This window comes from Pseudomonas sp. TH39(2020), assembly GCF_016650715.1.
In the GTDB taxonomy this organism is placed as follows: domain Bacteria; phylum Pseudomonadota; class Gammaproteobacteria; order Pseudomonadales; family Pseudomonadaceae; genus Aquipseudomonas; species Aquipseudomonas mandelii_C.
The window spans coordinates 1,469,137-1,483,324 of sequence record NZ_JAEKFF010000006.1 but is presented as its reverse complement, the minus strand read 5'-3'; the positions used below and the strand labels follow the sequence as shown (position 1 = coordinate 1,483,324).

Annotated in this window: 13 protein-coding genes; 8 read left to right on the top strand and 5 right to left on the bottom strand. The window is 58.3% G+C overall.

The annotated features are described in order from the left end of the window. Position 1: 1 nt before the first annotated feature. Both JFU47_RS14655 and JFU47_RS14650 read right to left on the bottom strand, forming a co-directional pair. Positions 2–193, bottom strand: coding sequence for a hypothetical protein (locus tag JFU47_RS14655; protein ID WP_008157021.1), 192 nt, complete (start codon positions 191–193; stop codon positions 2–4). Between the two features lie 68 nt (positions 194–261). Next, positions 262–849 (bottom strand): LOG family protein, encoded by a 588-nt coding sequence (locus JFU47_RS14650; protein ID WP_008157022.1) that lies wholly within the window; start codon positions 847–849, stop codon positions 262–264. A gap of 343 nt (positions 850–1,192) precedes the next feature. Here JFU47_RS14650 and azu point away from each other — a divergent pair, with 343 nt between their 5' ends. Further along, positions 1,193–1,639, top strand: a complete 447-nt coding sequence (gene azu, locus JFU47_RS14645) for an azurin (protein WP_123367630.1) — start codon at positions 1,193–1,195, stop codon at positions 1,637–1,639. 176 nt (positions 1,640–1,815) lie between these two features. Here azu and nadE read toward each other — a convergent pair whose 3' ends face one another. The 3 genes from nadE to JFU47_RS14630 all read right to left on the bottom strand — a co-directional run bounded on the left by nadE (position 1,816) and on the right by JFU47_RS14630 (position 5,025). After that, on the bottom strand, positions 1,816–2,643 hold the full coding sequence (gene nadE, locus JFU47_RS14640; RefSeq protein ID WP_201183768.1) for an ammonia-dependent NAD(+) synthetase: 828 nt from the start codon (positions 2,641–2,643) through the stop codon (positions 1,816–1,818). A 4-nt stretch (positions 2,644–2,647) separates the two neighbouring features. Further along, positions 2,648–3,883: a nicotinate phosphoribosyltransferase gene (gene pncB, locus JFU47_RS14635; protein ID WP_123367628.1), complete on the bottom strand. Its 1,236-nt coding sequence runs from the start codon at positions 3,881–3,883 to the stop codon at positions 2,648–2,650. Between the two features lie 230 nt (positions 3,884–4,113). Next, positions 4,114–5,025, bottom strand: coding sequence for a LysR family transcriptional regulator (locus JFU47_RS14630; protein WP_201183764.1), 912 nt, complete (start codon positions 5,023–5,025; stop codon positions 4,114–4,116). A gap of 174 nt (positions 5,026–5,199) precedes the next feature. Here JFU47_RS14630 and amaB point away from each other — a divergent pair, with 174 nt between their 5' ends. The 7 genes from amaB to JFU47_RS14595 all read left to right on the top strand — a co-directional run bounded on the left by amaB (position 5,200) and on the right by JFU47_RS14595 (position 13,588). Continuing rightward, positions 5,200–6,690 (top strand): L-piperidine-6-carboxylate dehydrogenase, encoded by a 1,491-nt coding sequence (amaB, locus tag JFU47_RS14625; RefSeq protein ID WP_201183761.1) that lies wholly within the window; start codon positions 5,200–5,202, stop codon positions 6,688–6,690. A gap of 157 nt (positions 6,691–6,847) precedes the next feature. Further along, positions 6,848–8,131, top strand: coding sequence for an L-pipecolate oxidase (gene amaA, locus JFU47_RS14620; RefSeq protein WP_008153371.1), 1,284 nt, complete (start codon positions 6,848–6,850; stop codon positions 8,129–8,131). 364 nt (positions 8,132–8,495) lie between these two features. Beyond that, positions 8,496–9,629 (top strand): branched-chain amino acid ABC transporter substrate-binding protein, encoded by a 1,134-nt coding sequence (locus JFU47_RS14615; RefSeq protein WP_111449242.1) that lies wholly within the window; start codon positions 8,496–8,498, stop codon positions 9,627–9,629. A 172-nt stretch (positions 9,630–9,801) separates the two neighbouring features. Next, the gene (locus JFU47_RS14610) at positions 9,802–10,716 is read left to right on the top strand and encodes an ABC transporter permease subunit (RefSeq protein WP_027921961.1); all 915 of its coding nucleotides are present in this window, start codon (positions 9,802–9,804) and stop codon (positions 10,714–10,716) included. 3 nt (positions 10,717–10,719) lie between these two features. Next, entirely contained in the window at positions 10,720–12,003 is a 1,284-nt protein-coding gene (livM, locus tag JFU47_RS14605; protein ID WP_123367624.1) for a high-affinity branched-chain amino acid ABC transporter permease LivM, read from the top strand. Beyond that, the gene (locus JFU47_RS14600; RefSeq protein WP_123367623.1) at positions 12,000–12,875 is read left to right on the top strand and encodes an ABC transporter ATP-binding protein; all 876 of its coding nucleotides are present in this window, start codon (positions 12,000–12,002) and stop codon (positions 12,873–12,875) included. The genes livM and JFU47_RS14600 overlap by 4 nt, the downstream gene beginning before the upstream one ends. Next, positions 12,872–13,588, top strand: coding sequence for an ABC transporter ATP-binding protein (locus tag JFU47_RS14595; RefSeq protein ID WP_123367622.1), 717 nt, complete (start codon positions 12,872–12,874; stop codon positions 13,586–13,588). The genes JFU47_RS14600 and JFU47_RS14595 overlap by 4 nt, the downstream gene beginning before the upstream one ends. Positions 13,589–14,188: the final 600 nt, after the last annotated feature.

Genomic DNA, 14,188 nt, shown 5'->3' with positions numbered 1-14,188 from the left:
CTCAGGCGTCGGGCGCCTGATCTTTCGGTGCTTCAACAGCGTCTTCTGCGGCCACTTCACCTTCTGCATCCGGGTTCAGTGCGGCGGCTTCTTCTTCAGCTGTAGCTTTCTTGCGCTGAAGCTTTTCCTCTTTCTTCTGCTCCTTGGCCAAGTCTCTCTGACGTTTGGCGAAGGAATAATTGGGTTTAGCCATGGGCGATCCTCTGGGGTCGAAGGTGAGGTTGAGCGGCGCGTATTCTGCCCTGTATCGATGCCCAGCCGTTAGCTGGGTTTTTGCTCGATCCACTTTGGCACCACTGTCGGCTGCCAGGCATCCAGTTCATCAAGCAGGGTTTGCGGCGATTCGCTCACTTGCAGCATGTCACGGTGCGGTTCGCGAACGAAGCCTTCGCCGACGATATGATCGAGAAAAGACGTCAATTTGCTGTAGAAACCGTTCACTTCCAGCAGCCCCAGCGGTTTGCCGTGGTAGCCGAGCTGGCCCCAGGTCCAGACTTCGAACAGTTCTTCCAGCGTGCCCAGGCCGCCGGGCAGGGCGATAAAGGCGTCACTGAGCTCGGCCATCCGCGCCTTGCGCGCATGCATGCCGTCGACCACTTCCAGACGAGTCAGGCCGCTGTGGCCGATTTCCTTGTCTTTGAGGCTTTGCGGGATGATCCCGATCACTTCACCGCCGGCCGCCAGCGCAGCATCGGCGACGATGCCCATCAGCCCGACGGCGCCGCCGCCATAGACCAGAGTCAGCTTACGCTCGGCCAATGCTCGCCCCAAGGCGACAGCCGCTTCACGATAAGCCGGGTTGGTACCAGTGCTGGCACCGCAAAATACACAAACGGACGCTAAAGACATGCCTTACTCCATGGTCAGGATGGCCACAGAGTAAAGGCAGGCGTGCGGCGTTCCAAGGTCTACACTTCGCGTTCAGGTGTTTCACAGGTTCCGCTGGCGCCACAGGCGTAGGCGGCGAGCAAACTGCGCAACAGGCTGTTAAGGGACATGACTGACGCTCCAGATGGGTGAGGACGACCTGATGATAGGTCCGCCCCAGATGTCTGGCTGGTAGATTGTTTCGATAGGTGTCATAGCCCGAAAGTTGTATACAATTTTTGATTCAGGTCATAGGAACTTGCGAAGTTTTCAGGCAGTCTTCTGTCCATTCGCACTTTTGTTAACCCTGCCTTGGAGATTCACCATGTTTGCCAAACTTGTTGCAGTATCCCTGCTGACACTGGCCAGCAGCCAATTGATGGCTGCCGAGTGCAAGGTCACTGTCGACTCGACTGACCAGATGTCCTTCGATACCAAGGAAATCAGCATCGACAAGAGCTGCAAGACGTTCACCGTGGAGCTGAAACACTCCGGCAACCTGCCGAAAAACGTCATGGGTCATAACTGGGTGCTGAGCAAAACAGCTGATATGCAGCCAATTGCCACCGATGGTCTGAGTGCAGGTATCGAGAAGAACTACCTGAAAGAAGGTGATGCCCGCATTATCGCGCATACCAAAATCATTGGTGCTGGCGAAACGGATTCGGTGACCTTCGACATCTCGAAACTGGCTGCTGGCGAAAGCTACGGCTTCTTCTGCTCGTTCCCGGGCCACATCTCGATGATGAAAGGCACTGTTGTGCTGAAGTAATCGAATCGAGCTCGTAAAAAAGCGTCCCCATGGGACGCTTTTTTTGTGCCTGACGTTTGACCACGTCATCGTTCTTCGTCGGAACGCCGCCCGGAGTCGGCTCGGCCCACAAGGACAGCGCAGTACCTGTGGGAGCGAGCCTGCTCGCGAAGACGTCGGTCCAGACGCCGCCTTACTTAAGGTGCGAACGGCATCACTCGCTTGTGATGAGTCTTTTTATACGTGTCATAAATGATCTTGAACGCTTCCTCACGCACCGGCTCGCCGTGCAAAAACGCGTCGATCTCGGCATAGGTCACGCCGTGGGACGCTTCGTCCGGTTTGCCGGGCGACAGGTCTTCAAGGTCGGCCGTCGGGACTTTTTCCACCAGCGATTCCGGCGCGCCGAAGCTGCGGGCGATGTTCCGGACCTGGTTTTTCACCAGACCGCTCAGCGGCGCCAGGTCGCAAGCGCCGTCACCGAACTTGGTGAAGAAGCCCATCACTGCTTCCGCCGCGTGGTCAGTGCCGATCACCAGACCGTGGGCCGCGCCGGCGATAGTGTATTGGGCGACCATGCGCATCCGCGCCTTGGTGTTGCCGAGCACGAAATCCACTGAGACGGCATGCTTGCCTTCAAAGGCGGCTACTTCACTGGCCAGGGCTTTGACCGCCGGGCCGATGTTCACGGTGTGGCGCTCGTCCGGGGCGATGAAATCCACCGAGGCCTGGGCATCGTGTTCGTCGAACTGGGTTTCGTACGGCAAGCGCACGGCGATGAACTTATAGCTGTTGTCGCCTGTGCGGGTGCGCAGTTCGCGCATCGCACGCTGGGCCAGCAGGCCGGCGGTCAGGGAATCGACGCCGCCGCTGATGCCGAGCACCAGGGTCTTGAGCCCGGAATTGACCAGGCAGTCCTGGATGAAGGTAATCCGCCGGGCGACTTCAGCCTCGAGGGCGGCCTGGTCGGCGAACGGCGGCTGGACCTTGAGCTGTTCAGCAATCTCACGCTGTTCGGCTTGCATGAATTCACTCCTTGCTTGATGTGCTTGATGTGCTGGAAAGGGCGGCAGGTACTTTGAAAACGTGTCGCAAATAGGCGACAAAATTCGGGTCTTTGCAGTGAGTCTTGCCAGGCTCATCGGAAATCTTTGCCACGGGCTGGCCGTTGCAGGCGGCCATTTTAAGCACGATGCTCATCGGTTCAACACCCGGGATATCGCACGTCAGGTTGGTGCCGATGCCAAAGCTGACATTGATCCGACCGCGCAACGCCCGGAATATTTCCAGAGACTTGGGCAGCGTCAGGCTGTCGGAGAACACCAGCGTCTTGCTCATCGGGTCGATGCCGAGCTTGTGGTAATGGGCAATGGCCTTTTCCGCCCAGAGCACCGGATCACCGGAATCATGGCGCAGGCCGTCAAACAGCTTGGCGAAGTACAGGTCGAAATCGTTGAGAAAGGCATCCGTGGTGATGCAGTCGGTGAGGGCAATCCCTAACAGGCCGCGGTACTCACGGACCCAGCAATCGAGGGCGGCAATCTGACTGTCGATCAGCCGGGGGCCGAGTTGCTGATGGGCCATGATCCATTCGTGGGCCATGGTGCCCAACGGTTTCATGTCCAGCTCCCGTGAAAGGTGCACGTTGCTGGTGCCGACAAAACGACCGGGGAAATCGTGCTTGAGCACGTTCACCACTTCTTCCTGCACTCGGTACGAGAAGCGACGACGAGTGCCGAAATCGGCAACCTGCAATTCGGACAATTCCTCCGCGCTGGCGTTGGCGGTCAGCCAGTCGAACTTGCGGTAGAGTTGCTCGCGCGCCTGTTCCAGGACGACTTCACGGTAGCGATAGCGGTTGCGCACTTCGCTGACAATGGACAGCAGCGGCACTTCGAACAGGATCACGTGCAGCCATGGCCCGCGCAGGCGGATGAACAGCTCGCCGTTTTCGATACCGGTATGGACGTAGCGCAGATTGAAGCGGAACAACCCGAGAAAGCGTAGGAAATCCGGCTTCATGAAGCTGATGCGCTCCATGAAACTCAACTGGTCGGCGCTCAGGCTCAATTCGGCAAGGCGCTCGATCTGGAAACGGATTTCCGCCAGGTAGGGGCGCAAATCTTCACTGTTACGGCAACGAAACTCCCATTCGACTTCCACGTTCGGGTAGTTGTGCAGCACCGCCTGCATCATCGTCAGTTTGTAGAAGTCGGTGTCGAGCAGGTTCTGCACGATGCGATCGCCAAACACGCTCTCGCTCATAACGGGGTTCTCCAGGCTGGCCGCGGCCCGTGGCAGCGACGTTGCAGCTGTTTCAATGAATGGGGCTAGTGGCGCATATCAACGGCAGGTATTGCCAGCGATTTTTTAAACCACCACGGTTTACTGTGGGAGCGAGCCTGCTCGCGAAAGCGGTCTTTCAGTCACATCTATGTTGAATGTGCCGCCGTCTTCGCGAGCAGGCTCGCTCCCACAGGTATTGTGGTGTAACCCTAAATTTGCGGTATCTCCGGGCTATCAATCTGCTCCAGCATCCACTTCACAAAATCCCGCACTTTCGGCACCTCCGCCGAATGCTCCGGATACGCCAGGTAATAGGCATCGGTGCTGGGCTGCGCGTGCTGCCAAGGTATGACCAGTTTGCCGTCGGCCAATTCCTCTTCCACCAAAAAACGTGGCAACAGCGCCACTCCGCAGCCGACCTGGGCTGCGCGGATGCACATGTAAAAGGTTTCAAAACGCGGGCCGTGGTAGCTGTGTTCGGTGTGGTAGCCCTGACTGTCGAACCAGTCGTGCCAGGCCTGGGGCCGGGAGGCGTTTTGCAGCAGGACCAGGTCGGTGAGTTGCGTAGGATCGGTGAACGGCGTGTTCGGCAGGCTGCCCGGTGCGCAGACCGGCACAAGCTCTTCGCCGAACAGCTTCAGGCATTCAGTGCCGGGTCGTGAGCCCTGGCCGAAATAAAACGCCAGGTCGCTGCGACCCTGCAACAGATCGTCGGCTTCCTGTTCGCTGCACAGGTCCAGATGGATCGAGGGATGGCGCAGACGCCAGCCTTTCAAGCGTGGCACTAGCCAGCGCGCGCCGAAGGTCGGAGGCGTCGAGACGCGCAGGACTTCGGTTTCACCGCCGTAGGAGCGCAGGTAGTGGGTCGACATCTCGACCTGCGTGAGGATTTTTCGTACCTCCACCAGGTACAAATCACCGGCCGGAGTCATTTGCAGGCGTCGACGCACCCGGCGGAACAGCAGGTGCTGCAATAATTCTTCGAGTTGCGCGACCTGTTTGCTGACAGCGCTCTGGGTCAGGTTCAGCTCTTCCGCCGCCCGGGTGAAGCTCAAATGCCGGGTTACGGCCTCAAAACACTGCAGCGCGGTGATCGACGGCAAGTAGCGTTTATTCAGCATGGGTTGTCCTTTTTCTTGTTTCTTTCTTACCAGCAATTCGCAGCATGAATAAACGGAATGATATCTCTCTTAAAGGTCGTTTGTTGGGTAACGTCGGGAGCGCTAAAACTACAGGCCTCACCAGCCGAATTAATCCGGCTGCACGTTTTCTGTTTTTCGCTTGAGGAGTGACCCATGGTTGCCGCATTGCTTGATCGTCTTGGTGTGAACCCGGCCCTGTACCAGAACGGCAAAGTGCCGGTGCATTCGCCGATCGATGGCAGCCAGATCGCCGCCGTGAACTGGGAAGGCGCCGCTGAAGTCGAGCAGCACATCAGTCGTGCAGATCATGCGTTCGAATTGTGGCGCAAGGTTCCGGCCCCGCGCCGTGGCGAACTGGTTCGCCAACTGGGCGATATCCTGCGCGAATACAAGGCCGACCTCGGCGAGCTGGTGTCCTGGGAGGCCGGCAAGATCACTCAGGAAGGTCTGGGTGAAGTTCAGGAAATGATCGACATCTGCGATTTCGCCGTCGGCCTGTCCCGTCAGCTGTACGGTTTGACCATCGCTTCCGAGCGTCCTGGCCACCACATGCGCGAAACCTGGCACCCGCTGGGCGTCGTTGGCGTCATCAGTGCGTTTAACTTCCCGGTAGCGGTCTGGGCCTGGAACACCGCGCTGGCGCTGGTTTGTGGTAACCCGGTGATCTGGAAACCGTCGGAAAAAACCCCGCTGACCGCACTGGCCTGCCAGGCGCTGTTCGACCGCGTACTGAAGAACTTCAGCGACGCGCCGCCGCACCTGAGCCAAGTCATCATCGGCGGTCGCGATGCCGGCGAAGCCCTGGTCGATGACCCGCGTGTCGCGCTGATCAGCGCCACCGGCAGCACCCGCATGGGCCGCGAAGTGGCACCGAAAATCGCCGCACGTTTCGCTCGTAGCATTCTGGAACTGGGCGGTAACAACGCAATGATCCTCGGCCCAAGCGCCGACCTGGACATGGCCGTACGAGCCATCCTGTTCAGCGCCGTCGGCACTGCCGGTCAGCGTTGCACCACGTTGCGTCGCTTGATTGCCCATGAATCGGTGAAAGAAGAAATCGTCACCCGCCTGAAAGCCGCGTACTCCAAAGTGCGCATCGGCAATCCGCTGGAAGGCAACCTGATCGGTCCACTGATCGACAAACACAGTTTCGAAAACATGCAGGACGCGCTTGAGCAGGCCTTGAGCGAAGGTGGCCGGGTGTTCGGCGGCAAGCGCCAACTGGAAGACAAATTCCCTAACGCGTTCTACGTCTCGCCGGCCATCGTTGAAATGCCGGAGCAGAGCGATGTGGTTTGCCACGAAACCTTCGCGCCGATTCTGTACGTGGTCGGTTACAAGGATTTCGACGAGGCGCTGCGCCTGAACAACGCTGTGCCACAAGGCTTGTCGTCGTGCATTTTCACCACTGACGTGCGTGAAGCCGAGCAGTTCATGTCGGCGGTGGGCAGTGACTGCGGCATCGCCAACGTCAACATCGGCCCGAGCGGCGCGGAAATCGGCGGGGCGTTTGGCGGTGAGAAAGAAACGGGCGGCGGTCGTGAATCCGGTTCCGATGCATGGCGCGGCTACATGCGCCGTCAGACGAATACCGTGAACTATTCACTGGAATTGCCGTTGGCTCAGGGCATTACCTTCGACTAAATCGCAAGTCGTGCAGTGATTCCCTCTGTGGGAGCGAGCCTGCTCGCGAATGCGGTCTGGCAGTCACATCAATGTTGGATGTGTCGCCGTTTTCGCGAGCAGGCTCGCCCCCACATTGGAATGTGTGTGTTGGTTAGGTTTCTGTTGGAGTCTGGCAATGCCGTTACGCGAAGAGTGTCTGTGGGAAAAACTGACGCCGCAAAGGCCTGATAACGCGGCGCTCAAGGGCGAGGTGACGGTCGATGTCTGCGTCATCGGTGCCGGTTTCACCGGTCTGTCGGCGGCGGTGCATCTGCTGGAAAAAGGCAAAAGCGTCTGTGTGCTGGAAGCCCATCGTGCCGGTCATGGCGGATCGGGGCGCAACGTCGGGTTGGTCAATGCCGGGATGTGGATTCCACCGGACGAGATCGAAGCCGGTTTCGGCGAGGCGGTCGGCAGTCAGCTTAATCGCATGCTCGGTGCAGCACCGTCCCTGGTGTTCAGCCTTGTGGATAAGTACAACATCGATTGCCAGCTGCGTCGCGAAGGCACGCTGCACATGGCACACAATGCCCGTGGCGAAGCGGACTTGCGCAGTCGTGAAGAACAATGGAAGCGTCGCGGCGCACCGGTGGAACTGCTGACCGGTCAAGCCTGCGAACAAGCAACGGGCACCAAAAAAATTGCCGCTGCGCTGCTTGATCGACGTGCCGGCACAATCAACCCAATGGCTTACACGACGGGGCTGGCCAAAGCGGCCATCGGCCTCGGCGGTCAGTTGTTCGATCATTCCCCGGTGACCCGACTCGAACGTCAGGGCCAACGCTGGTCGGTACAAACCGCTCAGGGTTCGGTGCTTGCCGAGCAAGTCGTGATTGCCTCTAACGCCTACACCGAAGGTGACTGGACGGAATTGCGGCGCAACTTCTTCCCCGGTTATTACTATCAAGTGGCGTCGGTCCCGCTGACCGAAGAGGCTGCGCAGCAAATTCTCCCGGGTGGCCAGGGTTCCTGGGACACCCGCCAGGTTCTCAGCAGTGTTCGTCGGGATAAGGATGGCCGTCTGCTGCTCGGCAGTCTCGGCAATGGCAATCAGAAACCGACCTGGTTTCTCAAAGCCTGGGCCGACCGGGTTCAGCAGCACTACTTTCCTTATCTCAAACCGGTGGAATGGGAGTGCACCTGGACCGGTTGCATCGCCTTCACCCCCGATCATTTGATGCGTTTGTTCGAGCCGGCGCCCGGTTTAGTGGCAGTCACCGGTTACAACGGCCGGGGCGTCACTACTGGCACCGTCGTCGGCAAAGCCTTTGCCGATTATCTGTGTAACGGAAATCCTCAAGCGCTACCGATTCCTTTCGCACCCATGCAGCCGTTGGCGGGCGTGGGATTGCGCAGCTGTCTGTACGAGGCCGGATTCTCGCTGTATCACGCAGGCCAGTGCCTGCGGATCGTTATTTGATTGTTGAAATTTGTTGCTGAAAGCGGCGCTTTTTCGCGCAGCGACTAGCCTGTAAAAGGTGCGGGTTGTAGCAGTTGCGCACCAGCAGTGTGCACTTCGGTGACGCTCGCTGTTACAGGCTGGTTGCACGTCGTTTGGCGCCGCGGTTGCAATGATGGCGCATGCGGGTTGCGCCTTTAAAAATAAATGGTTTCACCTCCCGCGGTTTAGACGGTTGCACGCCCAATGAAAATGGGATCGAAACAGTCGAAATAACAATAAAGCAGCGACTTTTTTCAGAATAAAAAACCGATGGCACGGCCCTTGCTCTGAGCATTCAGGAAGTCGCAGTGCCAACTAAAAAAAAACCTTGGAGCACCACCTCATGTCCCAGACGTTTTACAAAAAAGGCTTTTTGGCCCTCGCAGTGGCAACTGCGTTGGGTGTTTCTGCGTTTGCACAGGCCGATGTGAAAATCGGTGTGGCGGGACCGATGACAGGCGCCAACGCGGCATTTGGCGAGCAGTACATGAAGGGTGCACAGGCTGCGGCCGATGCGGTCAACGCAGCGGGCGGCGTAAACGGGGAAAAAATCGTACTGGTCAAAGGCGATGACGCCTGCGAACCGAAACAGGCTGTGACGGTCGCCAAGGACCTGACCAACCAGAAAGTCGCTGGCGTAGTCGGTCACTTCTGCTCCTCCTCGACTATCCCGGCTTCGGAGATCTACGACGAAGCGGGCATCATCGCGATCACTCCAGGCTCCACCAACCCACAAGTTACCGAACGCGGCCTGAGCGCCATGTTCCGTATGTGCGGTCGTGACGACCAGCAAGGCATCGTCGCCGGCGACTACATCGTCGACGTGCTCAAGGGCAAGAAAGTCGTGGTCCTGCACGACAAAGACACCTACGGCCAAGGTCTGGCGGACGCCACCAAGGCACAACTGGTCAAGCGCGGCGTAACGCCAGTGTTGTACGAAGGCCTGACCCGCGGCGAGAAAGACTTCAGCGCCGTGGTGACCAAGATCCGTGCGGCCGGTGCCGACGTGGTCTACTTCGGCGGCTTGCACCCGGAAGCCGGTCCACTGGTTCGCCAACTGCGTGAACAAGGCCTCAAAGACGTCAAGTTCATGTCCGATGACGGCATCGTGACCGACGAGCTGGTGACCACCGCCGGTGGCCCGCAAAACGTTGACGGCGTGTACATGACCTTCGGCGCCGACCCGCGCCTGCTGCCAGACAGCAAGACGGTAGTGGACGAGTTCCGCAAAAAAGGCACCGAGCCTGAAGGCTATACCCTGTACGCCTACGCTTCGGTCCAGACCCTGGCCGCTGCCTTCAATGGCGCCAAGTCCAACAAGGGCGAAGACGCTGCCGCGTGGCTGAAGAAGAACCCGGTCAAAACCGTCATGGGCGAGAAGACCTGGGACAGCAAAGGCGACCTGAAAGTCTCCGACTACGTGGTTTACCAGTGGGACAAGGACGGCAAATACCACCAACTGGAAAAACAGAAGTGATATGAACTGCTGATCTGCCCGGTGCCTGGTGCGCCGGGCAGATCAATCAACATGTCCGTGCAGTACCTGTCTTTTCTCGTAGAGCTGCACACAACCGTGTTGCGCCGGCGGCTGAACCCCGGTCCGTTGCAACCCGCTTCTGTGCAGTCTCTCAAATGCGTGAGATTGCGTTATGGATGGTATTTTCCTGCAGCAACTGGTCAACGGCCTGACCCTCGGGTCGGTCTATGGCCTGATCGCCATCGGCTACACAATGGTCTATGGCATCATCGGCATGATCAACTTCGCCCACGGCGAGGTTTACATGATTTCCGCTTACCTCGCGGCAATCAGTCTGGCTCTGCTGGCTTACTTCGGTATTGAATCCTTCCCTCTGCTGATGCTCGGCACACTGGTCTTCACCATCGTCGTCACGGCGGTGTATGGCTGGGTCATCGAGCGCGTCGCCTACAAACCGTTGCGCAACTCCACACGACTGGCACCGCTGATCAGCGCCATCGGTATTTCCCTGATCCTGCAAAACTATGCACAGATCGCCCAGGGCGCCCGTCAACAAGGCGTACCCACACTGCTTACCGGTGCATGGCGAGTTGAAGTCGGAACCGGCTTCGTCCAGCTCACCTACACCAAGATCTTCATTCTGGTCGCCGCGTTTGTCGGGATGGGCCTGCTGACCTACGTCATCAAGTACACCAAGCTCGGCCGCATGTGCCGCGCGACCCAGCAAGACCGCAAGATGGCTTCGATCCTGGGGATCAACACCGACCGGGTGATTTCCTATGTGTTCATCATCGGTGCAGCGATGGCGGCCCTGGCCGGCGTACTGATCACCATGAACTACGGCACGTTCGACTTCTACGCAGGGTTTGTCATCGGCATCAAAGCGTTCACCGCCGCGGTACTCGGCGGGATCGGTTCGCTGCCTGGCGCCATGCTTGGCGGGATTATTCTGGGGATCTCCGAATCACTGTTTTCAGGTTTGGTGAACTCGGACTACAAAGACGTTTTCAGCTTCTCGCTGCTCGTTCTTGTTCTGGTCTTTCGGCCTCAAGGCCTGCTCGGCCGTCCTCTTGTGTCGAAGGTGTAAGCGATGTCTTCAACCACTAAAAAAACCATTGATCTCAAAAGAAGCCTGGTTGACGCGATTCTTGCCGGCCTTGTGGCCCTGATTGTGTTCGGCCCGATTGTCGGCATCGTCCTCGACGGCTACGGCTTCAACCTGCAGCCGACACGCGTGGCGTGGATTGTCGCCATCGTCATGGCTGGCCGCTTTGCCTTGAGCCTGTTCCTGCAAACCCCCAAAGGCCTGAGAATTCTCGAAGGCTTTGAAAGCACCGGCTCCGGGGTTCATGTACTGCCGCCTGATTACAAATCCCGGTTGCGCTGGATCATCCCGCTGTTGATCGTCGTTGCCGTGGTGTTCCCGTTTTTCTCCAACTCCTACCTGCTGGGTGTGGTTATCCTCGGGCTGATCTACGTACTGCTGGGTCTGGGCCTGAACATCGTGGTTGGTCTGGCCGGTCTGCTCGACCTGGGTTACGTGGCGTTCTACGCCATTGGTGCCTACGGACTGGCGCTCGGTTACCAATATCTCGGTCTGGGCTTCTGGACGGTGCTGCCGCTGGCGGCGATCACCGCTGGCCTTGCCGGTTGCATCCTCGGTTTCCCGGTGCTGCGCTTGCACGGTGACTATCTGGCGATCGTGACCCTGGGCTTCGGTGAAATCATCCGGTTGATCCTCAATAACTGGCTGTCCCTGACCGGCGGCCCGAATGGCATGGCCGCTCCATTGCCAACCTTCTTCGGCATCGAGTTCGGCAAAAGGGCGAAAGAGGGCGGGGTGCCGTTCCATGAGTTCTTCGGCATCGCCTACAACCCGGATGTGAAGTATTACTTCATCTATGCGGTGTTGTTCCTGGTGGTATTGGCCGTGCTGTACATCAAGCACCGCCTGACTCGCATGCCGGTCGGTCGCGCCTGGGAAGCCTTGCGTGAAGATGAAATCGCTTGCCGCTCCATGGGTCTGAACCATGTTTTGGTGAAGCTCTCGGCGTTCACCATCGGTGCATCGACGGCCGGGCTGGCCGGTGTGTTCTTTGCCACCTACCAAGGCTTCGTCAACCCTACCTCGTTCACCTTCTTCGAATCGGCATTGATCCTCGCCATCGTGGTACTCGGCGGCATGGGCTCGACCATCGGCGTGGTGATTGCGGCGTTCGTGCTGACCGTCGCCCCGGAACTGCTGCGGGGGTTCGCGGAATACCGCGTGCTGCTGTTCGGCGTCCTGATGGTGTTGATGATGATCTGGCGACCGCGCGGCCTGATTCGGATCAGCCGTACCGGTGTGACCCCGCGTAAAGGAGTAGCGCCATGAGCGAAGTCGTACTCTCGGTCGAGAAGCTGATGATGCACTTCGGCGGCATCAAGGCGTTGAACGATGTCAGCCTGAAGGTCAAACGCAACTCGATCTTCGCCCTGATCGGCCCCAATGGCGCCGGCAAGACCACCGTGTTCAACTGCCTGACCGGGTTCTACAAGGCCTCGGGCGGCAAGATCGAACTCAATGTGCGTGGCGAGAAAACCAATGTCATCCAGCTGTTGGGTGAGTCGTTTAAACCGGTCGATTTCGTCTCGCCGAAATCCTTCGCCACTCGGCTGTTTTACAAAATGTTCGGCGGCACCCATTTGGTGAACCGTGCAGGCCTGGCGCGGACTTTCCAGAACATTCGCCTGTTCAAGGAAATGTCGGTGCTGGAAAACCTGCTGGTGGCTCAACACATGTGGGTCAACCGCAACATGCTGGCCGGCATCCTCAACACCAAGGGTTATCGCAAAGCCGAAAGCGATGCGCTGGACCACGCGTTCTACTGGCTGGAAGTGGTGGACCTGGTGGACTGCGCCAACCGTCTGGCCGGTGAGCTGTCCTACGGCCAGCAGCGTCGTCTGGAGATCGCACGGGCCATGTGCACCCGGCCGCAGATCATCTGCCTCGACGAACCGGCCGCCGGCCTCAACCCTCAGGAAACCGAAGCGCTGAGCGCGATGATCCGGCTGCTGCGCGACGAGCACGATCTGACCGTGGTGCTGATCGAACACGACATGGGCATGGTAATGAGCATTTCCGACCACATCGTGGTGCTGGACCACGGCATCGTCATCGCCGAGGGCGGCCCCGACGACATCCGACACGATCCGAAAGTAATTGCGGCCTACCTGGGCGCTGATGAAGAGGAAGTGGCGCTATGAGTCAACCCATCCTCGAACTCAAGGAACTGGACGTGTTTTACGGGCCGATCCAGGCCCTGAAGAAAGTCTCGCTGCACATCAATGAAGGCGAAACCGTCAGCCTGATCGGCTCCAACGGCGCCGGCAAGTCGACCCTGCTGATGTCTATTTTCGGTCAGCCCCGGGCGGCTGATGGGCAGATTAACTATCAGGGTGTGGATATCACCCACAAATCGTCGCACTACATCGCGTCCCACGGCATCGCCCAATCGCCGGAAGGTCGGCGGGTATTCCCCGACATGACCGTCGAAGAAAACCTGCTGATGGGCACCATCCCGATTGGCGACAAGTACGCCAAGGAAGACATGCAACGCATGTTCGAGCTGTTTCCGCGGCTCGAAGAGCGTCGTACCCAGCGGGCCATGACCATGTCTGGCGGCGAGCAGCAAATGCTCGCCATCGCTCGGGCGCTGATGAGTCGGCCGAAACTGCTGTTGCTCGATGAGCCGAGCCTGGGATTGGCACCGATCGTGGTGAAGCAGATTTTCGCGACCCTGCGGGAACTGGCCAAAACCGGCATGACCATCTTCCTGGTGGAGCAGAACGCCAACCACGCCCTCAAACTGTCCGACCGGGCGTACGTGATGGTTAACGGCGAGATCCGCCTCACGGGCACCGGCAAGGAGCTGTTGGTTAACGAGGAAGTGCGTAACGCCTATCTCGGCGGCCACTGATGCTCTGTTGAAATACCCACAGCCCCGGCGAGCAATCGCCGGGGCTTTTTTACATCTCCCAAAACAATACAAATACCTGTGGGAGTACGGTTTTTTGAAATTGTGGAAAACAATATTCACAAGCTCTTAAAGCGCGACATAAAGCCGCTGCAAATAGTTGTTTTGTCACGGTTTTGACTTGTCCCCGTTTGCTGTGGAGCTGGCTGTGAATAACGTGGGAGTAGCTGGCTGAAGGCCTTTGAAACCGTGGCTTGTAGAGTTGTGGTTGTTTTTTGATCAGGCGTTTTTGCGGGACCGCGAGCGGGCTTTGTCAACCTTTTTATTGGTGACGAAAGCAGGGCGAAATGGAGTGGAGCTGCCTGTGGATAAGTCTGTGGTTAAACTCTGGAAAGACTCGGCTGAAGGCCGTAGTTACTGGCTTGGCGCCATCGTCGGTATGACCGGTCAATCGTGCAAAATGCCATGAGCTACACACCCCGCGTTCCAGGGTCAAGCAAAAAAATTTCCAATTTGCCCGCAAAGCCTTGTGCACAGCGGCTTACAGCTTTTCCACTTGCCCCCGGAAACTGTGGACCGGCCTGTGGATAAGGTGCGCGCACA